Annotated in this window: 20 protein-coding genes and 1 pseudogene; 10 read left to right on the top strand and 11 right to left on the bottom strand. The window is 70.7% G+C overall.

Annotated elements, in window-relative coordinates:
• Nucleotides 1-169: 169 nt before the first annotated feature.
• A complete protein-coding gene (locus ACIQ7D_RS15445; RefSeq protein WP_403937657.1) occupies nt 170-1,987 on the bottom strand; it encodes an ABC-F family ATP-binding cassette domain-containing protein in 1,818 nt (605 codons plus the stop codon).
• A gap of 200 nt (nt 1,988-2,187) precedes the next feature.
• Here ACIQ7D_RS15445 and ACIQ7D_RS15450 point away from each other — a divergent pair, with 200 nt between their 5' ends.
• The 3 genes from ACIQ7D_RS15450 to ACIQ7D_RS15460 are packed head-to-tail and all read left to right on the top strand — an operon-like array spanning nt 2,188 to nt 4,668.
• The gene (locus tag ACIQ7D_RS15450; protein ID WP_403937659.1) at nt 2,188-2,487 is read left to right on the top strand and encodes a hypothetical protein; all 300 of its coding nucleotides are present in this window, start codon (nt 2,188-2,190) and stop codon (nt 2,485-2,487) included.
• Between the two features lie 31 nt (nt 2,488-2,518).
• The gene (locus tag ACIQ7D_RS15455; RefSeq protein WP_403937661.1) at nt 2,519-4,120 is read left to right on the top strand and encodes an alpha/beta hydrolase; all 1,602 of its coding nucleotides are present in this window, start codon (nt 2,519-2,521) and stop codon (nt 4,118-4,120) included.
• Nucleotides 4,120-4,668, top strand: coding sequence for a hypothetical protein (locus ACIQ7D_RS15460; RefSeq protein ID WP_403937663.1), 549 nt, complete (start codon nt 4,120-4,122; stop codon nt 4,666-4,668). Before ACIQ7D_RS15455 ends, ACIQ7D_RS15460 begins: the two co-directional genes overlap by 1 nt.
• Nucleotides 4,669-4,689: 21 nt before the next feature.
• Here ACIQ7D_RS15460 and ACIQ7D_RS15465 read toward each other — a convergent pair whose 3' ends face one another.
• Nucleotides 4,690-5,061 (bottom strand): hypothetical protein, encoded by a 372-nt coding sequence (locus ACIQ7D_RS15465; RefSeq protein ID WP_403937665.1) that lies wholly within the window; start codon nt 5,059-5,061, stop codon nt 4,690-4,692.
• A gap of 175 nt (nt 5,062-5,236) precedes the next feature.
• Nucleotides 5,237-5,662, bottom strand: a complete 426-nt coding sequence (locus ACIQ7D_RS15470; RefSeq protein WP_403937667.1) for an ATP-binding protein — start codon at nt 5,660-5,662, stop codon at nt 5,237-5,239.
• Between the two features lie 173 nt (nt 5,663-5,835).
• On the opposite strand from ACIQ7D_RS15470, the gene ACIQ7D_RS15475 reads away from it, so the two are divergent.
• The 3 genes and pseudogenes from ACIQ7D_RS15475 to ACIQ7D_RS15485 form a co-directional block, all read left to right on the top strand.
• Nucleotides 5,836-6,732, top strand: coding sequence for a helix-turn-helix domain-containing protein (locus tag ACIQ7D_RS15475; RefSeq protein WP_403937669.1), 897 nt, complete (start codon nt 5,836-5,838; stop codon nt 6,730-6,732).
• Complete coding sequence (locus ACIQ7D_RS15480) at nt 6,729-6,935, top strand: DUF397 domain-containing protein (RefSeq protein ID WP_403937671.1); 207 nt, start codon at nt 6,729-6,731, stop codon at nt 6,933-6,935. Before ACIQ7D_RS15475 ends, ACIQ7D_RS15480 begins: the two co-directional genes overlap by 4 nt.
• Nucleotides 6,881-7,417, top strand: a pseudogene (locus ACIQ7D_RS15485) (DDE-type integrase/transposase/recombinase); the annotation flags it as partial. The gene ACIQ7D_RS15480 and the pseudogene ACIQ7D_RS15485, both read left to right, overlap by 55 nt.
• Nucleotides 7,418-7,527: 110 nt before the next feature.
• On the opposite strand, the gene ACIQ7D_RS15490 reads toward ACIQ7D_RS15485, so the two are convergent.
• Nucleotides 7,528-8,529, bottom strand: a complete 1,002-nt coding sequence (locus tag ACIQ7D_RS15490) for an NAD(P)H-dependent glycerol-3-phosphate dehydrogenase (RefSeq protein ID WP_403937674.1) — start codon at nt 8,527-8,529, stop codon at nt 7,528-7,530.
• A 45-nt stretch (nt 8,530-8,574) separates the two neighbouring features.
• Complete coding sequence (locus ACIQ7D_RS15495; protein ID WP_403937676.1) at nt 8,575-8,817, bottom strand: hypothetical protein; 243 nt, start codon at nt 8,815-8,817, stop codon at nt 8,575-8,577.
• A 289-nt stretch (nt 8,818-9,106) separates the two neighbouring features.
• Between ACIQ7D_RS15495 and ACIQ7D_RS15500 the strand changes: the two genes are divergently transcribed.
• On the top strand, nt 9,107-9,580 hold the full coding sequence (locus tag ACIQ7D_RS15500; protein WP_403937678.1) for a hypothetical protein: 474 nt from the start codon (nt 9,107-9,109) through the stop codon (nt 9,578-9,580).
• 339 nt (nt 9,581-9,919) lie between these two features.
• On the opposite strand, the gene ACIQ7D_RS15505 is transcribed toward ACIQ7D_RS15500, so the two are convergent.
• The 6 genes from ACIQ7D_RS15505 to rsmI form a co-directional block, all read right to left on the bottom strand.
• Nucleotides 9,920-10,834 carry a 4-(cytidine 5'-diphospho)-2-C-methyl-D-erythritol kinase gene (locus tag ACIQ7D_RS15505; protein WP_403937680.1) on the bottom strand — a complete coding sequence of 305 codons (915 nt, stop codon included), beginning with the start codon at nt 10,832-10,834 and terminating at the stop codon, nt 9,920-9,922.
• Nucleotides 10,831-11,676: a 16S rRNA (adenine(1518)-N(6)/adenine(1519)-N(6))-dimethyltransferase RsmA gene (gene rsmA, locus ACIQ7D_RS15510; protein ID WP_403937903.1), complete on the bottom strand. Its 846-nt coding sequence runs from the start codon at nt 11,674-11,676 to the stop codon at nt 10,831-10,833. Before rsmA ends, ACIQ7D_RS15505 begins: the two co-directional genes overlap by 4 nt.
• A gap of 86 nt (nt 11,677-11,762) precedes the next feature.
• Complete coding sequence (locus tag ACIQ7D_RS15515) at nt 11,763-13,199, bottom strand: ubiquitin-like domain-containing protein (RefSeq protein WP_403937683.1); 1,437 nt, start codon at nt 13,197-13,199, stop codon at nt 11,763-11,765.
• On the bottom strand, nt 13,084-13,953 hold the full coding sequence (locus ACIQ7D_RS15520; protein ID WP_403937684.1) for a TatD family hydrolase: 870 nt from the start codon (nt 13,951-13,953) through the stop codon (nt 13,084-13,086). The genes ACIQ7D_RS15515 and ACIQ7D_RS15520 overlap by 116 nt, the downstream gene beginning before the upstream one ends.
• 72 nt (nt 13,954-14,025) lie before the next feature.
• Nucleotides 14,026-14,520, bottom strand: coding sequence for a hypothetical protein (locus ACIQ7D_RS15525; protein ID WP_403937686.1), 495 nt, complete (start codon nt 14,518-14,520; stop codon nt 14,026-14,028).
• Between the two features lie 128 nt (nt 14,521-14,648).
• Nucleotides 14,649-15,515 carry a 16S rRNA (cytidine(1402)-2'-O)-methyltransferase gene (gene rsmI / locus ACIQ7D_RS15530; RefSeq protein WP_403937905.1) on the bottom strand — a complete coding sequence of 289 codons (867 nt, stop codon included), beginning with the start codon at nt 15,513-15,515 and terminating at the stop codon, nt 14,649-14,651.
• Nucleotides 15,516-15,658: 143 nt separating this feature from the next.
• Between rsmI and ACIQ7D_RS15535 the strand changes: the two genes are divergently transcribed.
• From ACIQ7D_RS15535 to ACIQ7D_RS15545, 3 genes are all read left to right on the top strand, one after another.
• Complete coding sequence (locus ACIQ7D_RS15535; protein WP_403937688.1) at nt 15,659-17,380, top strand: dolichyl-phosphate-mannose--protein mannosyltransferase; 1,722 nt, start codon at nt 15,659-15,661, stop codon at nt 17,378-17,380.
• 73 nt (nt 17,381-17,453) lie between these two features.
• Nucleotides 17,454-20,261, top strand: coding sequence for a SpoIIE family protein phosphatase (locus tag ACIQ7D_RS15540; RefSeq protein WP_403937690.1), 2,808 nt, complete (start codon nt 17,454-17,456; stop codon nt 20,259-20,261).
• A gap of 147 nt (nt 20,262-20,408) precedes the next feature.
• The gene (locus ACIQ7D_RS15545) at nt 20,409-22,070 is read left to right on the top strand and encodes a penicillin-binding transpeptidase domain-containing protein (protein ID WP_403937692.1); all 1,662 of its coding nucleotides are present in this window, start codon (nt 20,409-20,411) and stop codon (nt 22,068-22,070) included.
• Nucleotides 22,071-22,083 lie beyond the last annotated feature (13 nt).

A 22,083-nucleotide genomic window follows, 5' to 3' on the forward strand; every position in this document is an offset into this window, starting at 1 on the left:
AATGGAGCGATTCGGGCGTGGATTCCGCATCGTCACATCAGTCGAGCGGGGCTTCTTTGTATCACTCGGACTGCTGTACGGTACGGGCCGGTCCAGCCCCTGTACCCAAGGGAGGACCGGCCCGTGACGCGCTCGTTATGCGCTCTGCACACCGTCTCTACGCATTCCCCTACGCGTCCTCCGCCAGCTCCAGCCAGCGCATTTCCAACTCGTCGCGCTCAGCCTTGAGTTCACGGAGCTGCGCGTCCAGTTTCGCCACCTTCGCGAAGTCCGTGGCGTTATCGGCGATCTGCTGATGGAGGGTCTTCTCCTGCCCGTCCATCTTGGCGACCTGCCGCTCGATCTTCTGCAGTTCCTTCTTCGCGGCGCGGTTGTCCTTGGCGGAGACCGTTCCCCCGTCCACGGCGGCGGCCGGCGAGGCGGACGCGGCGGGCGCCGGGACGGCGGACTCGACGAGCCTGCGGCGGCGCTCCAGGTACTCGTCGATCCCGCGCGGCAGCATCCGCAGGGCGCGGTCCCCGAGGAGCGCCATCACCTTGTCGGTGGTCCGCTCGATGAAGAACCGGTCGTGGGAGATGACGACCATGGAGCCGGGCCAGCCGTCGAGCAGGTCCTCCAACTGGTTGAGCGTCTCGATGTCGAGGTCGTTGGTGGGCTCGTCGAGGAAGAGGACGTTCGGCTCGTCCATCAGCAGCCGCAGCAACTGGAGCCTGCGCCGCTCACCGCCGGAGAGGTCGCCGACCGGAGTCCACTGCTTCTCCTTCGTGAAGCCGAACTGCTCGCAGAGCTGCCCGGCGGTCATCTCCCGGCCCTTGCCGAGGTCGACCCGGTCCCGTACCTGCTGGACCGCTTCGAGCACCCGCAGCGTCGGCTTCAGCTCCGTGACCTCCTGGGAGAGGTACGCCAGCTTCACCGTCCGGCCGACAATGATCTTCCCGGCCTCGGGCTGGACATCGCCCTGGCTGCGCGCGGCCTCGGCGAGGGCGCGCAGCAGGGAGGTCTTGCCCGCGCCGTTCACACCGACCAGGCCGATCCGGTCACCGGGGCCGAGCTGCCAGGTGAGATGGGTGAGCAGCACCTTGGGACCGGCCTGGACGGTGACGTCCTCCAGGTCGAAGACCGTCCGGCCGAGCCGGGCGTTGGCGAACTTCATCAGCTCGGAGGTGTCGCGCGGCGGCGGCACGTCGGCGATCAGCTCGTTGGCCGCCTCGACGCGGAAGCGCGGCTTGGACGTACGGGCGGGGGCGCCCCGGCGCAGCCAGGCCAGCTCCTTGCGGACCAGGTTCTTCCGCTTGACCTCCTCGGTCGCCGCGATGCGCTCGCGTTCGGCGCGGGCGAAGACGTAGTCGGAGTAGCCGCCCTCGTACTCGTGCACCGTCCCGCCCTGGACGTCCCACATCCGGGTGCAGACCTGGTCGAGGAACCACCGGTCGTGGGTGACGCAGACGAGCGCGGAGCGGCGGGCGCGCAGATGCTCGGCGAGCCAGGCGATGCCCTCGACGTCGAGGTGGTTGGTGGGCTCGTCGAGCACGATCAGCTCGGGCTCGCCGATCAGCAGCTTGGCGAGCGCGATCCGCCGCCGCTCGCCGCCGGAGAGCGGGGCGATGACGGTGTCGAGCCCCTGCGGGAACCCGGGCAGGTCGAGCCCCCCGAAGAGCCCGGTGAGCACATCGCGGATCTTGGCGTTTCCGGCCCACTCGTGGTCGGCGAGGTCGCCGATGACCTCGTGCCGGACGGTGGCGGCCGGGTCGAGCGAGTCGTGCTGCGTCAACACCCCGAGCCGCAGCCCGCCACTGTGGGTGACGCGCCCCGTGTCGGCCTCCTCCAGCTTGGCGAGCATCCGGATGAGGGTGGTCTTGCCGTCGCCGTTACGCCCGACGACGCCGATCCGGTCCCCCTCGGAGACGCCGAGAGAGACACCGTCGAGCAGCGCACGGGTGCCGTACACCTTGGTGACTGCCTCGACATTGACCAGATTGACGGCCATCAACGCTCCTGTACGGGGGAAACTCGACCGGTGGGCCGACCGACGTCCCAGCGTAGTCGCCCCGCGCGGTACGGCCGCCTGCGGTGGTTCACGGCCCCCGCCGCCGCCTTCCGGCCTCTCTTTGCTTGAGGGAACGCCCTCCCGAATATGATCGTGCCCGCCGCACGGTCGCCGTGCACGGCATCGAGGGGGAGGAACGCATGACGTACGACCTCAATATTTCCGCAGGAGACCTGAGAGCCTCGGCCGGGGCGGCGGACACCCTGGTGACGGATCTCCAGCCGCTCCTGAAGAAGGCGGTGGACGACTTGACCACCGCTTCGGATTCCTTACGCCACTGGACCGCCGGCCCGCGGATGGCGGAGACCGCCGAAGGCTGGGGCAGCGCACTCGGCGCGCTGCGCGACAACCTCACCCAGCACGGGCAGGGACTGCGGCTGCTCGCGAGCGGCCGCGACATCATGGAGCAGGAAGTTCTCAGCTCTTTCAGGGGCTGGTGAGGCAGGCGCGATGCCGGAGAACTTCACGCGGTTGTTCACTCAGGATTTCTCGGATCTGGATGCAGCGGTCTCCTCCTGGAAGAAGCTCGCCGAGGCACTGGGAAAGACCCGGACCGACAGCGGCAAGCGGGTGACCGGTCCGCTCCACAAGGCGCAATGGACAGGCATCAGCGCCACCTACGGCTTTGACGCGATGGAGGCCACCGAGAGCAAGCTGGGCACGGCACAGCTCGACGCCCAGTTGATCACCACCGTCCTGGACACCCTCCAGACCAAGATGGAGGCGGCCCAGCGCAGGCTGCGCAACGCGGTGGCCGATGCCGAGGCGGCGGGGCACACGGTCCGGGACGACGGCTGGGTGGAACCGAAACAGGCCCTCGACCCCACGTACCGCAACGACCCCGACTACGCGGGCCTCCAGCAGCAGGCCAACACCGGGCTCGGCGGCTTCCGCGCCCGTATCGACGAGGCCGTCACCGACGCCGAGACCGCCAGCTACCAGGCGGCCGAACTCCTGCACCAGATCGACCCGTTCGACCTGGACAAGCGGTACGGCGGCGCGAACGCCCAGGAGGACGCCGCCCGGGTCGCCGAGTTCGCCGGGATCGACCAGAAGGACATCCCGGACGGCAAGGACCCGAAACAGGCGGCGAAGTGGTGGGCCGGCCTCGGCGAGGACGACCAGCGCCTCTACCTGGCCGCGTTCCCGGACCAGCTCGGCACAGTGGACGGCCTGCCCGCGACCACCCGGGACCACGCCAACCGGACCGTGCTGGACATGAAGCTCAACGACTACGCGCTGCGGGAGGGGGAGCTGGGCTACCACGACCGGAGCAGCTATCGCTCGCTGAGCGCGCTCAAGGACCGTCTGGACAAGACGGACACCGCCCCCGCCCATAAACAGCTCTATCTGCTCGGCTTCAGCACCGAGAAGGACGGCCGGGCCATCGTCGCCGTCGGCAACCCGGACACGGCCAGGCACACGGCGGTGCAGGTACCGGGCACGAGCAATCAATTGGACAACGTGGGCAGCCAGATCGACCGGGCCGAGAAATTGCAGAGCGCGGGCGCCACCTGGGCCGGGGGCGGGAGGAAGGATGTGTCCGTCATTTCCTGGCTGGACTACAACGCCCCGGAAGCCAACTTCGATCCCTCCGATCCTGAACTCAATCTGGGTATCGCCACCAAGGGCCGGGCAGAAGACGGCGCCGAAGGTCTTCGCGACTTCACACACGGCCTCCGGGCTGCTCACGAGGGTGAACGTTCTCATCTGACGGTCCTCGCACACAGTTACGGCTCCACGACCGCAGGAGCCGCGGATGCCGGGGGCCGGGGGCTGGACGCGGACGACATGGTGGTCGTGGGAAGTCCGGGACTGACGGTCGACCGGGCGGATCAGCTCCACATCGACCCCGAGCATCTGTGGGTAGGGGCTGCTCCCGACGACATGGTCTCCAATTTGACGCCTGACTTCGCGCTGGGCGCCGACCCCAAACAGTCCGACTTCGGTGCCCAGCGGATGTACGTGGACACCGGTGGGCACAGCGGCTACTGGGACGACGGCAGTCAGAGCCTGGAGAACCAGGGACGCATCATCGCCGGCAAGACACCGAAAGACGGAGGACCGGGCTGATGGCCCTCAAGCGCCCTTTTTCCTCAACCGTGTTGCGCCGGGGCACCACAGCCCTGGTCCTGACCCTGGTCCTTGGAGGCTGCATGTCCGACAGCGGAATCAACGATCCTCTCCCCCGCATGAGCAAGGAAAAGGCCGAAGAGTGGGCCAGGCACTGGACCGAATCCATGGCGAGGACCGCCCAGGCCGAGATCGAGCCCGAGACCGATCCCGAACTGCCCGCAGCGAACTTCACCAACTGCATCGGCAAGAACGGTGAGTCTGCCGACGACGGAAGATTCACGCTCCGCTACAGCGTGCGGGCCAAACTGCCCAGGGAGCGGCAGGCCGAGGCCATCCGCGCGGTCAGAGACACGCTCAAGGAGAAAGGCTTCGAGATCCAGGGCTACCGGTCGGATCCCAGCAAGGACCCCGCCAATCTGGTGGATGCCAAACACCCGAAGGATCACCAATTCGTCTCGGCTGGAGACCTCGACGACAAACGCATCGTGCTGATCGTGAGCACCCCCTGCCTCCTCCCGCCCGGCGTCAAGCAGCAGGATCTCTGACACCGCCGCAGCGACGACGCTTCACCCCGCCGGTATCCAGCCGGTGGCCCGGCAGTGGCGGCACGGGATGATCACGGATCGGCCCTGGCGCAGGGAGCGGAGCAGGCGGTGGCCGTCGCAGTCTTCGCAGAGGGTGGGTCTCGGAGTGCCGTGCCGCAGTACGGGTGCGGGGAGGCGCCTTATCGCGTGGAGCTTGGCAAGGGCGGTGAGTTGGCGCCGTTCCCACGAGGTGGCGGACCGTACGGAGGCGCGACGGGCGGCCCAGGTCAGTCCCGTGGGGCGGGCCAGATGCACGAGGTCCCCGACGAAGCCCGTGACGTGGCCGGGCATCTCGTGGGCGCGGTCGTACACGACCGTCCCGAACGTCATCCCCTCCCTCGTCACACCGTCCATGCCCGCCGCCCCTCCACCCGTCCCCGCGCCCGCCGACGGCGGTGAAGGCGGGCGAGGGTGAGCAGGGCGTCCCACATCTCCGGCGTCGGCACGGACACCGGGGCGGGGACGGAGATACGCGTAGGCGCCGGGGCGGGCGCGGTGCGTCGCCCGAGGAGGCCGCGCACGAAGCGCTTCATCGCGGCAGCCCCGCCGTCAGGCGGAACCTGGCCCATACGCATTTGGTGAACGCCCCTTTCCGGCAGCCCCAGTCGGCGGCCAGTGCCGCGACGAGAAGCAGACCGCGTCCTCCCTCGGCCTCTTCGGACCAGTCCGTGTTCAGGACCGGGAGTCGGTCCCGGTCGGGGTCGGAGACCTCCAAGACCACCGCGTCACCGTCGACATGAACGCTCACCTCGATCTCGGCGAGCGCCACACGGCAGTGGACGATCGCGTTGGTGACGAGTTCACACACGGCCGACTCGACGTCCGGGGCGAGATGGTCGAACCCCCATTTCTCCAGGGCCGCCCGGACCCGGGCGCGTACGGCCGGCACTTGTCTGCGGCGTTTCGGAACGCGGAAGGTGTCGCGGAGTGGCTCCGCCGTAAGGGCTGCGGGCATGACGTACCCCCAAGCTGACGCACGGTCATTTCACGCCAGGTAGCAGAGTGCTCACGGCGCGTGCCACGAGGCTAGAGCGAGACAAGCAACTTCCACAAGCTCAAACTTCTGCACACGTGCACGGTTACTTCTATCGTGTGACCCGACCCCATGGGGCCTTCAAAGGGGCAGACTTGGGCGCGAGTGAAGAGAGAGGCGACGAAATGCCCGCAGGTGGTAAGCCGACCGTGCGCAGTAGGCGGTTCGGCCGCAAAATGCAGCGCCACAGGGTCGGCGCGGGGTTCGATCAGTCACAGGCTGCGGAGTTCATCCACGGTTCCAGATCCAAGATCAGCCGCATGGAGGACGGAATCACCACGGCCAGGCCTGCGGAAGTCTTGCTGTTGCTGGACCGATACGGCATTACGGACGAAACGGAGCGCGGCCACCTGGTGTGGCTGGCCAAGAATTCCGGCCATCGCGGCTGGTGGCTCAACTTTCCGGAGCTGTCGGAGAGTTATCGCAACCACATCTCTCTGGAGGATGACGCCACGTTCATCCGCGAGTGGCAGACGGTGCTGGTTCCCGGGCTCCTGCAAACAGCGGCGTACACCGAGCAGATCTCCACACTCGCTCCCCACTCGGTCCCACCCGATGTGGTGGCTCAGTTCGTCAAGGTCCGAGAGGCGCGACAGGCGAAGATCGAGGAGGGCGGCACCAGCTACGCGGTCATTGTCTGGGAGCCCGTCGTGACCCTCTCGCTGGTCCCTGACGATGTCCACCGACAGCAGTTGGAGCATCTCCTCAAGGCGGGAAAACGGGGGAACGTCACCCTTCAGATCCTCCCCGTGTCGGCAGGAGTGAAGGCAGGCATCGCCTACCCGTTCTCTTCGTTCTCCTTCGACAGCCAACCCACCGTTGAAGCCGTCGCCATCGAAAACCTTCGGGGCGCGTCGATCCTCGAAGCAACGGACGACCTGACCGCTTACGCCAGTGTGTTCGAACGTCTACGATCAGAAGCACTGTCACCGGATGCAAGTGCCCGGCTCATCCGGCGCGTACTGCGGAGCAGCAAGGAAGAAGCATCGTGAACCTTGAGGTTGCAGGCCCATTCCGGAAGTCGTCCTACTCGGGTCACGACAGCAACTGCGTCGAAGTGGCCCCCACCGCCACCGGCGGCCGTGCCGTACGAGACAGCAAGGACCCCGCCCGGCCCTCCCTCAACTTCGCCCCCGCGCCGTGGGACGCCTTCCTGACGGTCGTCGCCACGGACAGTGGCGAACGTCGCGTCTGAGAGCGCCACATACGACGCCGACGTGCCCCCGGCAAGTACCGACGAGCACCGGGACCGCTTCTGCGGAGTCGAGCCGATCTGCCGCGTACCGACCCGGCACAGCTGCAAGATCGCCCGGCGGCAAGAAGGTCATCACCACCCTCCCGGACCCGGCCGCCGCCCGGGCCCCGGACCGCGTCGACCGTGACTTCGTCGCCCCGGCCCCGGACCGGACCTGGGTCGCCGACTTCACACACGTGGCCGCCTGGGCCCGCGGCGTCTATGTCGCCTTCGGCGTGGACACATGCTCCCGCCGCATCGTCGGCTGGTCGGCCTCGCTGTCGAAAGAGACGGAACTCGTCCTGGACGCCTTGGACATGGGCCTGTGGCAGTGCGATCGCGAGGGCCGCCCACCGGCGCCGGGCCAGCTGATTCATCACTCCTGTGCGGATTCTCAATTCACGTCGTTACGCCTGGCCGAACACCTGGACGCGGCCCGGATCGCGGCCTCCATCGGGGCACATCCCACCCGTCGAATACGAAGCCAACTACTACCGAGCAACCACGTAACCCCAGCTCACAGCCGCACGAAGAGATGGCCCAAGGTATCTGTTCAGCGAAGCTCAGGTTTTGCCGAGCGTGACATGAGTTCCTTGATGGCGTCCTGCGGTGATTTTCCTCCGTGGACGATGCTGACGACCGTCTCGGTGATCGGCATGTCGACGCCGTGGCGCCGTGCCAGATCGAGGACGGACTCGCAGGAGGAGACACCTTCGGCTGTCTGCTGAGTGACTGCGGCCGTCTCGGACACCGTCAGACCACGGCCGAGGTTGGCGCCGAAGGTGTGGTTGCGGGACAGTGGCGAGGAGCAGGTGGCGACGAGGTCGCCCATGCCGGCGAGCCCGGCCAGGGTCTGCGGATTGGCGCCCATCGCGTGGGCGAGGCGGGTGGTCTCGGCCAACCCCCGGGTGATCAGCGCGGCCTTGGTGTTGTCCCCGAGTCCTACGCCGTCGGCGATGCCCACGGCCAGGGCGATCACGTTCTTCACCGCGCCGCCGAGTTCGCAGCCGATGACGTCGGTGCTGGTGTAGGGGCGGAAGTAGGGTGTGTGGCAGGCTGCTTGGAGCCGCTGGGCGACGGCCATGTCCCCACATGCGACGACGCTCGCGGCGGGCTGCCTGCGGACGATCTCGCCCGCCAGGTTCGGGCCGGAGATGACCGCGATCCGTTCCGGCCCGGCGCCCGTCACGTCCGCGATCACCTCGCTCATCAGCTTGGCCGTGCCCAGCTCGACGCCCTTCATCAGGGAGACGAGGACGGTGTCGCCCGCGATGAGCGGAGCCCATGCGGTGAGATTGGCCCGCAGGCTCTGGGCGGTGACGGTGAGGACCGCGACGGCGGCTCCCTTGGCGGCCTCCGAAGCGTCTGCCGTCGCCGTGATACCGCTCGGGAGGGTCACGTCCGGGAGGTAGTCCGGGTTCACGGACGTGGCGTTGATGGTGTCGACCAGTTCGGGGCGGCGCCCCCACAGCGCCACCTCACAGCCCGCGTCGGCCAGGACCATGGCGAACGCCGTGCCCCAGGATCCAGCACCGAATACGGCAATACGAGGCATCAGCCGGTCTACCTGCCCTTCGTGTCGCGCCCCTGGACGGATTCGTCAGGCCGCAGCGGGAGAGGGCGCTTTCTCGCCGCCGGGCCGCCTCAGCGTAACGGCGACGGAGCGCCGGTCTGCGAGGGTGCGTGATCTCGTGCGGGCCTCGGCGAGCATGCTCTGAGTCTGGTCGTCGCCGAGGTGCTGCCGCAGGTCTGCCTCGTGGCCGATCCACAGCCGGTACAGGCGCTGCCACATGGCTGGTTCCCCCGGCCGCTCCTCCTCCGATTCCAGTTCTGGACGAGTCATTCCGAAGTAGCGTCGTCCGCCCCTTGGGGCGGGCGGGGAGGTGTCAGGTGCACCGCACTCGCTGCGCTCGCTCCGTCTCGGCGCATTGAACGGTCCTTCGGATGCCGAGCGCAGCCGCAAGGCGGAGGAGGGAAGCGACGCGGGAGCGGATGGGGTCTCCCCTGGTCGAGCGAAGCCGAGACCTTGGGGATGACCGACGACAACGCCGCGGATGTGCGTGCATGGCACCTCCCCGCAGACGGGACTTCGGAGTGACTCGTCGAGGACCGGCTCCGCAAGGATGAGCGCCATGCTCCACGCACGCGCCTCCCGCGCTCACGCACGCGCGGGAAACACACTGGCCAGCCAGCGCGCCGAGCGCGCCGCGTTCGACGCCTACGACCGAGCCGGCTCACCGGGCGACGAACCAGGATGCGTCTACTGGATCGACCGCGACGAACTCCACGGTTGGGCCGCCACGAATGCCCTCGATCTCCAAGACCCCCGCCGTGCACTCACCCACCACGCCGCCATCGCCACTGCCCACCGGACGGGTACACGCGAACAGCCGCATCCCCGCACCGCCGCTCTGCGCCTCACTCGCGAGGCCGACGCTCATCTCGCGCTCGGCGACATCGACGCCGCCGTGCACACCGCCGACCAGGCAGTACGGACTCTCGGCGGCGTCACCTCCTCGCGGGGAACTACCATCATCATGGGGCTGAAGGACAAGCTTGCCGCCCACGCAACTCCCCTCGTACGGAACTTCCTGGGAAGCGTCTGATCACGCCGCGCTCGCCGATCCCGCAGCCGGCTCCGATGGCCGCGGGCGCCCTCTCCTGTGCCGCGAAACCGCCACCGCCCAACGACTCAGCTGTTTTCAGCCGCTCTTCCGACGGATCGCCCACGATCAGCGACTCGACGCTCAGATGGGACGTTCTTCGCCACGAGTCCGGCCCTTCCGGGACTACGCAAGCACGCGGCGCTCATCGGCGCGGCCTGAGCGCGGGCTCTCCACGTCCATGATCTTCCAGTCGTCGGCGGCAGGCCCTCGAACGTCGCGCCCATCGGCTCGGCCGTCCCTCGAATCCCCTCTCGGCCACGGCTTGATCCACGGCGACGCCTACCCGGACAACACCACCGTCGCACCCTCCGCCGGAGAGGCCGCCACCCGGGCCGTACGGCAGGTTCCCGAGGCCAGCAGCGCCTGGGCCAACTCGTCGGCGGCCTCGGGCGACTTGGCGAGGAACGCCGTCGTCGGCCCCGAGCCCGAGACCAGGGCCGCCAGCGCGCCCGCCGCCGTGCCCGCCGCCAGGGTGTCCGCCAGGGACGGGCGCAGGGCGAGGGTCGCGGGCTGGAGGTCGTTGGACAGGGTGGCCGCCAGCGCGGTGGCGTCGCCGGTGCGGAGGGCGTCGAGCAGCGCCGGGTCGGCGGCCGGGGGCGGTACGGGGGTGCCGGCGGTGAGGCGGTCGAACTCGCGGAAGACCGTCGGGGTGGAGAGCCCGCCGTCCGCGACCGCGAACACCCAGGGGAAGGTGCCACCGGTGTCCAGGGGGGTGAGCTGTTCCCCCCGCCCGGTGCCCAGCGCCGCGCCGCCGATCAGGCTGAACGGTACGTCGCTGCCCAACTCGGCGCAGATCGCGAGGAGTTCGTCCCGCGAGGAGTGCAGCGACCAGAGCGTGTCACAGGCCAGCAGGGCGCCCGCGCCGTCCGCGCTGCCGCCCGCCATGCCGCCCGCCACCGGGATGTCCTTGGCGATATGGATATGGACGGCCGGGTCGATGCCATGACGCTCCGCCAGCGCGAGCGCGGCGCGTGCCGCGAGGTTCGTCGCGTCCAGGGGGACCTGGGCGGCGTCCGGGCCCTCGCAGGTGATCCGGAGCGTGTCGGCGGGCGTCACCGTGATCTCGTCGTACAGGCCGACGGCGAGGAAGACATTGGCCAGGTCGTGGAAGCCGTCGGGGCGCGCGGCGCCCACCGCGAGCTGGACGTTGACCTTGGCCGGGACCCGTACCCGTACCCGCTCCCGGCCGGTCACGCGCCCGCCTCCTTCGACTCCGCGATCCGCGCGAACTCCTCCACCGTCAGCGACTCCCCGCGCGCCTGCGGCGAGACGCCCGCGGCCACCAGCGCCGCCTCCGCCGCCGGGGCCGAGCCCGCCCAGCCGGCGAGCGCCGCGCGCAGGGTCTTGCGGCGCTGCGCGAAGGCCGCGTCGACGACCGCGAAGACCTCCGTCCTGGACGCCGTCGTCTTCACCGGCTCGGTACGGCGTACGAGCGAGACCAGCCCGGAGTCGACGTTGGGCGCGGGCCAGAAGACGGTCCGGCCGATCGCGCCGGCGCGCTTCACGTCCGCGTACCAGTTGGCCTTGACCGACGGCACCCCGTACACCTTGTTGCCCGGTGCCGCGGCCAGCCGGTCGGCGACCTCGGCCTGGACCATGATCAGGGTGCGTTCGATGGTCGGGAAGTGCTCCAGCATGTGCAGCAGCACGGGGACGGCGACGTTGTACGGCAGGTTCGCGACCAGCGCGGTCGGCGCCGGGCCCGGCAGCTCCCGTACCCGCATCGCGTCCGAGTGCACCAGCGCGAAGCGCCCGGCGCGGTCCGGCATCCGGGCGGCGATCGTCGCGGGCAGGGCGCCCGCGAGGGTGTCGTCGATCTCCACCGCCGTCACCCGGTCCGCCGCCTCCAGCAGCGCCAGGGTCAGCGAGCCGAGTCCGGGGCCGATCTCCACGACCACGTCGTCGGGGCGCACCTCGGCGGTGCGGACGATCCGGCGGACGGTGTTGGCGTCGATGACGAAGTTCTGCCCGCGCTGCTTGGTCGGGCGTACGCCCAGCGCCGCCGCCAGTTCGCGGACGTCCGCGGGCCCCAGCAGGGCGTCGGAGGCGGTGGCGGGCGGGGCGGTGGGGGCGTCGGAAGGGACGCCGGAGGGGGCGTCCGGTACGTCGGGCTCAGTGGTGCTCACCCGGTCAGCCTACGGCCGCAGTGCGGCCACGGGCTCGCCCCCCGCTGTACGTAGAGCTTCTTCGCGCGGTACGTCTGCTCGGCGGCCGGGGCGTCCTGGGGGCGTCCGCTGCCGCCGAGGGCGTGCCAGGTCCCGGTGTCGAACTGGTAGAGCCCGCCGTAGCTCCCCGACGCGTCCACGGCGTCCGGCCGCCCGCCGGACTCGCAGGCGGCGAGCCCGCCCCAGTTGAGCCCGTCCGCGCCCGCGACGGACGCCGGCGCCGTCTTCGTACCGACCCTGACCCGCTGGGTGACCGGCGCGCGCACCGTCTGCGTACGGATTCTGCGAGGTTTCTCGCGTACGCCGTTGACGGTGCGCAGCGCGTACGTGATCCGGCGGGCGCCCTGGTGCCCCCGCTGGTCGACGATCTCTGTGCCGCGCGGGAGCGCCGGGTCCTCGGTGCGCACGGTGTCGTACGGGACGGCCTCCTCGCGGGTCTCCTCGCCCGCCGTGACGCGCAGGACCGTGACGACCTGGCCGTCGCGCGGGAAGCTGTCGCCCGGTACGGAGGTGGTGTCCTGGCCGCGCAGGACGATCCCGGCCTCGGCGAGCGCTTCGGCGACGGTCGCCGCGTTCGTACGGAGCGGGTGTTCGCGGCCGTCGGCCAGGAAGGTGAGGGCGCGCTCGGTCCGTACGTCGAGGGCCAGGCCGTGGCGGGCGATGGCGGCGGAGCGCGACACGGAGAGGTAGGCGCCCTCGGCGCGCACCCCGAGCTGGCGCAGCGCGCCGTCGACCGTGCGGGCCGTGGTCCAGACGCGGCGGCGCTGCCCGTCGAGGGTGAGCAGGACGGGGCGGCCGTAGCGGACGACGACCTCGTCGCCGTGGTCGAGCGGGGCGCCCGGCGCGGGGGCGACGATGTCGTGCGGGCCGACGGCGACGCCCTCGTGGGCGAGGAGTTCCCCGACGTCGCCGGCGAAGGTGTGCAGCGTGCGGGGTTCGCCGTCGACGCTCAGCCGTACGCCCTTGTCATGGACGACGAAGGCGGAGGTGCCGCCCGCCAGGAAGGCGACGACGAGGGCCTGCGGGAGCAGCCGGCGCAGCGTCTCGGGGGTCGCGGGGGCGGCGGGGCCGCGGCGCCGGGAGGGAGCGCGGCGCCCGCCGCGTGTCGCACGGTGACTGCCCTGTGCATTGCTCACGACGCTCCACGGGATCCGGTGCGGGATGCCCCCGGACCCTAGCGGAGCTTCGGTCACTCTCCAAAGCGACTCGGCTACCCAGCGTACCCATCCGCACAGGGGTGCGATTCGGCGGGGGGGACCGCTGCGACGCGACCGGGGTTCAGTAATCGAACGCCCGGGCCGTGTTCCGCGCGATCGCCTCCGCCATCGCGTCCTCGCCGATCCCCCTGACCTCCGCCATGGCCCGCAGGGTGACGGGAATGAGATACGGGGCATTCGGCCGCCCCCGAAAGGGCGCGGGGGTGAGAAAAGGTGCGTCGGTCTCGACCAGGACAAGGTCGAGCGGCGCTACGGTGAGCGCGTCACGCAACAATTGAGCGTTTTTGAAGGTGACATTTCCTGCGAAGGACAGGTAATAACCGGCTGCGGCACAAATCTCGGCCATTTCGGCGTCGCCGGAATAACAATGGAAAATCGTGCGTTCCGGAGCGCCTTCCTCCGCGAGGATACGGAGCACGTCGGCGTGCGCCTCACGGTCGTGGATCACCAGCGCCTTCCCGTGGCGCTTGGCGATCTCGATGTGCGCGCGGAAAGAGCGCTCCTGCGCCGCCCGGCCCTCGGGCCCCGTACGGAAGTGGTCGAGCCCGGTCTCGCCGACGGCCCGTACCTGCTCCAGCGCGGCCAGTGCGTCGATCCCGTCCAGCGCGTCGTCCAGCGCCGCGTCGCCACCGGCCTCGCGGGCGCCCTGGCGCGACCAGCCGTCGGGGTCGCCGTGCACGAGGCGCGGCGCCTCGTTGGGGTGGAGCGCGACCGCCGCGTGGACGCTGTCGTACGCCGCGGCCGTCTCGGCGGCCCAGCGCGATCCCTTGAGGTCGCACCCCACCTGGACCACCGTCGTCACCCCGACCGAGGCGGCCTTCTCCAGGGCCTCCGCGACGGAGCCTTCCTGCATGTCCAGGTGGGTGTGCGCGTCCGCGACCGCCACCCGCAGGGGTTCCGGCAGCGGGGGCGGGGCTTGCTTCGAACTCATGGGCGCGATCCTACGGGGGTCCGGCCCGCCGGGATCCGGACGGACCGGAAGGGCGGTACCGGCCCCGCGCGCTCACGGCCGGTGATGGTGCTGGAACGGGTGCAGCAGGTCGGAGAGGTGCCAGTGGTGGTGCCCCTCGGTGGGCTCCCCGGCGAATCCGGCGGGTATCTCCCCACCCGGCGCCTGGGCGGGTATCTCCTCGCCCGGCTGCCCTTCCGTGCCCGCGCCCCCCGTGTTCCCCGTGTCCCCGGCCGCCGGGGCCGGAGGGGCCGCCTTCGCCGTCCCGGAGGTCTTCGCCGGGTGGTGCTGCTCGGTCATCAGCGCCCGCACCGACGAGACCTGCCCGGACCTCATGATGCGTACGACATGGCCGCCGCAGTTCTGGCAGCTCGGGCTGGAGAGCGGGGAGGGAACCCGCACCCCGTCCGTCTTGTACACCACGACATTCCGGCCCGAGCCGTCGACATGATGCTCTATGTCGTAGGCCTGCTCCCAGCCGTGTCCACAGCGCATGCAACAAAAGGCATATGCCTCGTGAACTACGGCGGTGCCCGTGATCTCACTCATGCCAGCTCCTCTCCACTGACCCAGTGGACGCCTTCGAAGGCGGGAGCGCATCAGCGCCTGTCGATTATTGGATGGGTCTTGGCCTTCTCATGTCCCAATGACCCGGCACGCGGTCTGCGCTTTACATTTCACGATAGTCCTTTACCTTTCGCGGGGGCCGTGCGCGCCGCGTTTTTTGACGCGACGACAGCATCGAACACCTCCCGTTTGGGCAGCCCCGCCTCGACGGCGACGGCGGCGATCGCCTCCTTGCGCCGCTCGCCCGCCTCCTCCCTCACGCGTACCCGCCGTACCAGCTCGTCGGCGTCGAGATCGCCGGGTACCGGGGCAGGGGCGCCCGCCACGACGACGGTGATCTCGCCCCGTACGCCCTCGGCCGCCCACGCCGCCAGCTCGCCCAGCGGGCCGCGCTTGATCTCCTCGTACGTCTTGGTCAGCTCGCGGCAGACGGCGGCCCTGCGCTCCGCGCCGAAGACCTCGGCCATCGCGGCGAGCGTGTCGTCGAGCCGGTGCGGGGCCTCGAAGTAGACGAGCGTGCGCCGCTCGCCGGCCGCCTCGCGGAGCTTGCCCAGCCGCTCGCCCGCCTTGCGCGGCAGGAACCCCTCGAAGCAGAAGCGGTCCACGGGCAGCCCGGAGAGCGCCAGCGCGGTCAGGACGGCCGAGGGCCCCGGTACGGCCGTGACCCGGATGCCCTGCTCGACGGCGGCCGCCACCAGCCGGTACCCGGGGTCGGAGACGGACGGCATGCCCGCGTCCGTGACCAGCAGCACCCGCGCCCCGCCCGTCAGCGCCGCCACCAGCTCGGGCGTCCTCGCGGACTCGTTCCCCTCGAAGTACGACACGACCCGCCCCCGGGTGTGCACCCCGAGCGCCTGGGTGAGCCGGCGCAGCCGCCGGGTGTCCTCCGCGGCGATCACCTCGGCGCTCTCCAGCTCGGCCGCGAGCCGGGGCGGGGCGTCCGCGACATCGCCGATGGGCGTGCCCGCGAGGACCAGCGTTCCGGGGGAGGCCGAGCCGCTGGTCGCGGAGGTCGTCGGGGCGGCTGTCGGGGGCGGTGTTCCAGGCGTCGCAGTCACATCCGCCATCCTCGCAGGGCCGGACGCACGCCTCGCACAGCGGCGTTCCCTACGATGGCGCGGTGACCAGTACTGCGCCAGAAGCCCTCCAGGGGCACGACGCCGACGAGAAGCAGCCCTCATGGCCTCAGCGGCTGCGCCGATTCGGCCATGCCCCGCGAGCGGTGACGGGCCTGCGCGAACGCCTGGTGCCGCCCTACACCCGGCCCTCGGACCGGCTGTGGGCCGTGCTCGGGGTGCCGGCTCCGATGACCGAGCGGCTGGTCCGCTGGTCGGCGTGGGGCGGCCCGGCCCTCGTGGCGCTGGTCGCGGGTGTGCTGCGGTTCTGGAACCTGGGCAGCCCCAAGGCGGTGATATTCGACGAGACGTACTACGCCAAGGACGCCTGGGCCCTGATCAACCAGGGGTACGAGGGGAGCTGGCCGAAGGACGTCGACACGTCGATCCTGAAGGACCCGTCCTCCGTCCCGGTACCCGCCGACCCCGGCTATGTGGTGCATCCGCCGGTCGGCAAGTGGGTCATCGGCCTCGGTGAGCAGATGTTCGGCTTCACCCCCTTCGGCTGGCGCTTCATGGTGGCGGTGCTCGGCACGCTCTCCGTGCTGATGCTCTGCCGGATCGGGCGGCGGCTCTTCCGCTCCACCTTCCTGGGGTGCCTGGCGGGCGCGCTGCTCGCGGTGGACGGCCTGCACTTCGTGATGAGCCGCACGGCCCTGCTCGACCTGGTGCTGATGTTCTTCGTACTCGCCGCGTTCGGCTGTCTGCTGATCGACCGCGACCGCTCCAGAGCCCGGCTGGCGGCGGCGCTCCCGGTGGACGAGGAGGGCGTGCTGCGCCCGGACGCCTCGGTCGCCGAGGGGCTGCGCCTGGGGTGGCGGCCGTGGCGGTCGGCCGCCGGGCTGATGCTGGGCCTGGCCTTCGCGACGAAGTGGAACGGGCTCTACATCCTGGCCGCCTTCGCGGTCATGACGGTGCTGTGGGACGTGGGCGCGCGGCGTACGGCGGGTGCGGTACGGCCGTACCTGGCGGTGCTGAAGCGGGACATCGTCCCGGCGTTCTTCTCGACGGTGCCGGTCGCGATCGCCACGTACATCGCCTCCTGGACCGGCTGGATCGTCACCGACAAGGGCTACTTCCGGGACTGGGCCACGACGGCGGGCAAGGGCGGCCACTTCACCTGGCTGCCGGACTGGGTGCGCAGCCTGTGGCACTACGAGTACGAGGTGTACCAGTTCCACATCAACCTGACGTCCGGCCACACCTACCAGTCCAACCCGTGGAGCTGGATCGTGCTGGGCCGCCCGGTCTCGTACTTCTACGAGGACCCGGCCGCCGGCCAGGACGGCTGCCCGGCGTCGACCGCCGGGAAGTGCGCCCGTGAGGTGCTGGCCATCGGCACACCGATGCTGTGGTGGGCGGGCGCGTTCGCGCTCTGCTACGTCCTGTGGCGCTGGTTCTTCCGCCGCGACTGGCGCGCCGGCGCGATCGCCTGCGCGGTGGCGGTCGGCTGGGGCCCCTGGCTCCTCTACCAGGAGCGGACGATCTTCCTCTTCTACGCGGTCGTCTTCGTCCCGTACCTCTGTCTGGCGGTGGCGATGATGATCGGCGCGATCCTGGGCCCGCGCGGCGCGGACGAACGGCGCAGAACGATCGGCGCGGTCGGCGCGGGCGTCCTGGTCCTGCTGATCGCCTGGAACTTCATCTACTTCTGGCCGATCTACACGGGCGAGGCGATCCCGCTGGAGTCGTGGCGCAACCGGATGTGGCTGGACACCTGGGTGTAGTGCCCCCGAGGGGGCGGATCCGGCGGCCGGGCAGCGGTCGCCTCCCCCCGGATCCTGGTGTAGATCTGTCCGTATGGCCCGATTGGCCCGACGACCAGGCGAGCCCCGGCCCTCAACCGGCCCACGGTCCTGGTGGCGGGCCGGGTTCTGGTCGCGCGTCGGGGCATGGCTGCGGAGCCGGCCCTGGCAGCGGAGCCGGTCCTGGCCGCGGATCGGGAACAGGAGCGTCGCCGGGCAGGTCTTCGTCTTCCAGGCCGTGATCGTGCTGCTGCTGGTGGCCGCCGCCGCGACCGCCGTCGTCCTCCAGGCCCACCGGGACAGCCAGCAGGAGGCGACGAACCGTTCCCTCGCCGTCGCCGGGACGCTCGCGAACTCCCCCGGCATCGTGGCCGCGCTGCGCTCCCCCGACCCGACCGCGATCCTCCAGCCGCGCGCGGAGGCCGCGCGCAGGCTCTCCGGCGTCGACTTCGTCGTGGTCACCAACGCGCGGGGCATCCGGTACACCCACCCCAACCCGGCCCGGATCGGCCAGCACTTCGTCGGCAACCTCAAGCCCGCGCAGGAGGGCCACGCCTTCACGGCGCGGAACACGGGCACGCTGGGGCCCGCCGTGTACGCGGTGGTGCCGGTCTTCGGACCCGGCCACAAGGTCATCGGCCTGGTCTCGGCCGGGATCACCATCGCCAAGGTCAGCACCGCCGTGGAACAGCAGCTTCCGGTACTTCTCGGGGCGGCCGCCGGCGGCCTGCTGCTGACCACCGCGGGAACGGTGTTCATGAACCGCCGGCTGCGCCGGCAGACCCACGGGCTCGGCCCGGCCGAGATGACCCGGATGTACGAGCACCACGACGCGGTCCTGCACGCCGTACGCGAGGGCGTGCTGATCGTCGGCGGCGACGGCCGGCTGCTGCTCGTCAACGACGAGGCGGCCCTCCTGCTCGGCCTCCCCCCGGACCCGGAGGGCCGGTACGTCTCGGAACTGGGGCTCTCCCCGGAGACGGCACGGATGCTCACCTCCGAACAGGTCGCCGACGACGAGGTGGTCAACGCCGGGGAGCGGCAGCTCGTCCTCAACCGCCGCCCCACCGACCGGGCCGGCGGTCCGGCCGGCTGGGTGACCACACTGCGCGACTCCACCGAGCTGCGCGCGCTCTCCGGGCGGGCCGAACGGGCCCGCGGCCGGCTCGCCCTTCTCTACGAGGCGAGCACCCAGATCGGCACCACCCTGGACGTGACGCATACGGCCGAGGAGCTCGCCCGGGTGGCCGCCCCCCGCTTCGCGGACTTCGTCACCGTCGACCTCGCGGAACCGGTCCTGAGCGGCAAGGAGCCGGGCCCCCGGGCCGGGGAGGCGCTGCGCCGGATCGCCGTGCACGGGATCGCGGACGACTCACCGCTCTACCGGGTCGGCATGGAGTTCAGCCTCGTGGCGTTCTCCCCGCAGAGCGAGAGCCTGGCCATCGGGGAGCCCGTACTCACCACCGATCTGCGCTCCTCGGACACCTGGAGGCGGCACGACCCCGGGCGCGGCGAACTCCTGCTGGAGTACGGGTTCCACTCCTTCATCACCGTTCCGCTGCTGGCCAGGGGCGTCATGCTGGGGATGGTCAACTTCTGGCGGGCGCGGCGCCCCGAACCCTTCGAGCAGGACGACATCTCGCTGGCCGGTGAGCTGGCCGCCCGGGCGGCCGTGTGCATCGACAACGCGCGCCGCTACACGCACGAGCACACGATGGCGGTGGTGCTCCAGCACAGCCTGCTGCCCAACCGGCTGCCGGAGCAGAGCGCCCTCGACCTCGCCTACCGCTATCTGCCGGCCGAGTCGGGCGTGGGCGGCGACTGGTTCGACGTCCTGGCCCTGCCGGGCGCGCGGGTGGCGCTGGTGGTGGGCGACGTGGTCGGGCACGGGGTGCACGCGGCGGCCACGATGGGGCGGCTGCGGACGGCCGTCGCCAACTTCTCGGCGCTCGACCTGCCGCCCGAGGAGCTGCTGGGACATCTGGACGAGCTGGTCAGCCGGATCGACGAAGAGGAGGAGGACGCGGACGCGCCGGGCGAGGACGGCACGGCGCCCCGGCCCTCCGAGGGCAGGACCGCCGTCACCGGGGCCACCTGCGTGTACGCGGTCTACGACCCGGCCTCCGGGCTCTGCACGGTGGCCCGCGCCGGACACCCGCCGCCCGCCCTGGTCCATCCGGACGGCACCGCCGATTTCCTGGACCTGCCTGCCGGGCTGCCGCTCGGGATCGGCGGGCTGCCGTACGAGACGACGGAGTTCACCCTGGAGGAGGGCAGCCGGCTGGTGCTGTACACGGACGGGCTGGTCGAGGACCGCGCACGGGACATCGACGTGGGGTTCGCACAGCTGCGGGCGACGCTCACCGGGACCCCCGGGCAGGACCCGGACGCCACCTGCGAGGCGGTGCTCCACGCGCTGGTCCCCGACCGGCCGAGCGACGACATCGCCGTCCTCGTCGCCCGCGTCCGCCGGCTCGACGCGGACCGGATCGCCGAGTGGACGGTGCCGCACGACCCGGCGGCGGTGGCCGCGGTACGCGCCGAGGTCAGCCGCAGGCTCACCGACTGGGGGCTTGCGGAGGCGGCGTTCACCACCGAGCTGGTGCTGAGCGAACTGATCACCAACGCCATCCGGTACGCCTCGGGGCCCATCGGGGTCCGGCTGCTCCGCGACCGTACGCTGATCTGCGAGGTCTCCGACACCAGCGCCACCTCCCCGCATCTGCGCGCCGCCGCGGCCACCGACGAGGGCGGGCGGGGGCTCTTCCTGGTCGCGCAGTTCGCCGACCGGTGGGGGACGCGGTACACGGCGCGCGGCAAGGTCATCTGGACGGAGACGGCGCTGCCGCGCGGCGGCTGCTGACACCCTGCGCGCCGGTCCGGGCCTCTGTAGCAGTCCGGTAACGCTCTCCTCCTGTGACTCAACCGTCCCGTAGAGTTCCGAGTCGATGACTTCCTTGAACATGTTCAGATGTTCGAGGGGGCTCCTGGGGAGGGGTGACCGCCACTCATGCGCAGTGGAGCGAAGACCGCCGTCATAGGCGGAGTGTTTCTCGTGTTCGCCGGTGGAGTGGGTTACGGCGCGTACAACGTCTACAACGGGATGACCGGCGGCAGCGCGGACGCGGAGACGAAGTCGGCGTCCAGCGAGGTCAAGACCGGACCGCTGAGCGCCGCCGAGATCGGCCAGGCGTCCAAGGACTTCCTGGCCAAGTGGGCGGAGGGCGGCGACGCGGCGGCCGTCGCGCAGCTCACCAACGATCCGACCGCGGCGACGCCCGTCATCGGCGCGTACCGCACCGAGGCCCATGTCACCGACGCGGTGATCACTCCGGGCCCGGCGGTCGGCGCGAAGGTGCCGTTCACCGTCAAGGCGAAGGTCGAGCTGGACGGCGCGAGCAAGCCCTGGACGTACACCTCGGAACTGACCGTGGTGCGCGGGCTGTCGACAGGCCGGCCGCTGGTCTCCTGGGCGCCGTCCGTGATCCACCCGAAGCTGACCAAGGACACCCGCCTCGAAACGGCGCAGGCGTCCGTACCGCCCATCAAGGCGGTCGACCGCAACGGCGTCGAGCTGACGAAGGAGAAGTACCCGTCCCTCGGGTCCATTCTCGACCAGCTCCGCGAGCGATACGGCAAGGAGGCGGGCGGCTCGGCCGGCGTCGAGCTGACGCTGAAGAGCGACACGGGCGCGGACGGCACCACCGGCCCCGACGCCACCGCCGACGAGAGCCTGCTGACCCTCTCCCAGGGCAAGGAGGGCACGCTGAGGACGACGCTCGACGCGAACGTCCAGGCCGCCGCCGAGACCTCGGTGAAGAAGTTCAGCGAGGCGTCGGTCGCGGCGGTCAAGCCCAGCACGGGCGAGATCCTGGCCGTCGCGAACAACCGTGAGGACGGCTTCAACGCGGCGATGCTCGGCAAGCAGGCCCCCGGCTCCACGCTGAAGATCATGACGGCCGCGATGCTGCTGGAGAAGGACCTGATCGGCGCGGACCGGACCGCCGAGTGCCCGAAGAACGCGATGTACATGGGGCGCACCTTCAAGAACCTGGACGACTTCTCCATCGACGGGCAGCCGTTCTCGCAGAGCTTCGCCCGCTCCTGCAACACCGCCTTCATCAAGCTGATCGACGACGTGGACGACGACGGCGCCCTGACCAAGGAAGCGGCCGAGGTCTTCGGGATCGGCCTCGACAACTGGAAGACCGGCGTGGCGTCCTTCGACGGCTCCATCCCCAGCTCGTCGGGGGGCGAGGCGGCGGCCCAGTACATCGGGCAGGGCACGGTCCAGATGAACGTGCTCAACATGGCGTCCGTCACGGCCACCGCGAAGAACGGCGCGTTCAAGCAGCCGGTCATCGTCTCCCCGTCGCTGGACGACCGGGAGATCGCGACGGCGGCACGCTCGCTGCCGTCGGGCGTGGCGCAGCAGTTGCGCTCCATGATGCGGCTGACGGCGACGAGCGGTACGGGCGCGACGGCGATGGCCGGGCTCGGCGGCGACAAGGGCGCGAAGACCGGCTCCGCGGAGGTCGACGGCCAGGAGACGTCGAACAGTTGGTTCACGGGCTACCACAACGACCTCGCCGCGGCGGCGGTCGTGGAGGCCGGCGGCCACGGCGGCGACGCGGCGGGACCGGTGGTGGCGGCGGTGCTGACGGCGGGGTGAGGGAACCAGGGGC

The organism is Streptomyces sp. NPDC096310, assembly GCF_044763125.1.
In the GTDB taxonomy this organism is placed as follows: Bacteria; Actinomycetota; Actinomycetes; order Streptomycetales; family Streptomycetaceae; genus Streptomyces.

Excerpts from the sequence above, each read along its gene's own strand:
- ACIQ7D_RS15445 (WP_403937657.1), bottom strand. The coding sequence starts at position 1,987 with ATGGCCGTCAATCTGGTCAATGTCGAGGCAGTCACCAAGGTGTACGGC.
- ACIQ7D_RS15450 (WP_403937659.1), top strand. The coding sequence starts at position 2,188 with ATGACGTACGACCTCAATATTTCCGCAGGAGACCTGAGAGCCTCGGCC.
- ACIQ7D_RS15460 (WP_403937663.1), top strand. The coding sequence starts at position 4,120 with ATGGCCCTCAAGCGCCCTTTTTCCTCAACCGTGTTGCGCCGGGGCACC.
- ACIQ7D_RS15465 (WP_403937665.1), bottom strand. The coding sequence starts at position 5,061 with ATGGACGGTGTGACGAGGGAGGGGATGACGTTCGGGACGGTCGTGTAC.
- ACIQ7D_RS15470 (WP_403937667.1), bottom strand. The coding sequence starts at position 5,662 with ATGCCCGCAGCCCTTACGGCGGAGCCACTCCGCGACACCTTCCGCGTT.
- ACIQ7D_RS15490 (WP_403937674.1), bottom strand. The coding sequence starts at position 8,529 with ATGCCTCGTATTGCCGTATTCGGTGCTGGATCCTGGGGCACGGCGTTC.
- ACIQ7D_RS15495 (WP_403937676.1), bottom strand. The coding sequence starts at position 8,817 with ATGACTCGTCCAGAACTGGAATCGGAGGAGGAGCGGCCGGGGGAACCA.
- ACIQ7D_RS15500 (WP_403937678.1), top strand. The coding sequence starts at position 9,107 with ATGCTCCACGCACGCGCCTCCCGCGCTCACGCACGCGCGGGAAACACA.
- ACIQ7D_RS15515 (WP_403937683.1), bottom strand. The coding sequence starts at position 13,199 with ATGCCCCGTATCTCATTCCCGTCACCCTGCGGGCCATGGCGGAGGTCA.
- ACIQ7D_RS15520 (WP_403937684.1), bottom strand. The coding sequence starts at position 13,953 with ATGAGTTCGAAGCAAGCCCCGCCCCCGCTGCCGGAACCCCTGCGGGTG.
- ACIQ7D_RS15525 (WP_403937686.1), bottom strand. The coding sequence starts at position 14,520 with ATGAGTGAGATCACGGGCACCGCCGTAGTTCACGAGGCATATGCCTTT.
- ACIQ7D_RS15540 (WP_403937690.1), top strand. The coding sequence starts at position 17,454 with ATGGCCCGATTGGCCCGACGACCAGGCGAGCCCCGGCCCTCAACCGGC.
- ACIQ7D_RS15545 (WP_403937692.1), top strand. The coding sequence starts at position 20,409 with ATGCGCAGTGGAGCGAAGACCGCCGTCATAGGCGGAGTGTTTCTCGTG.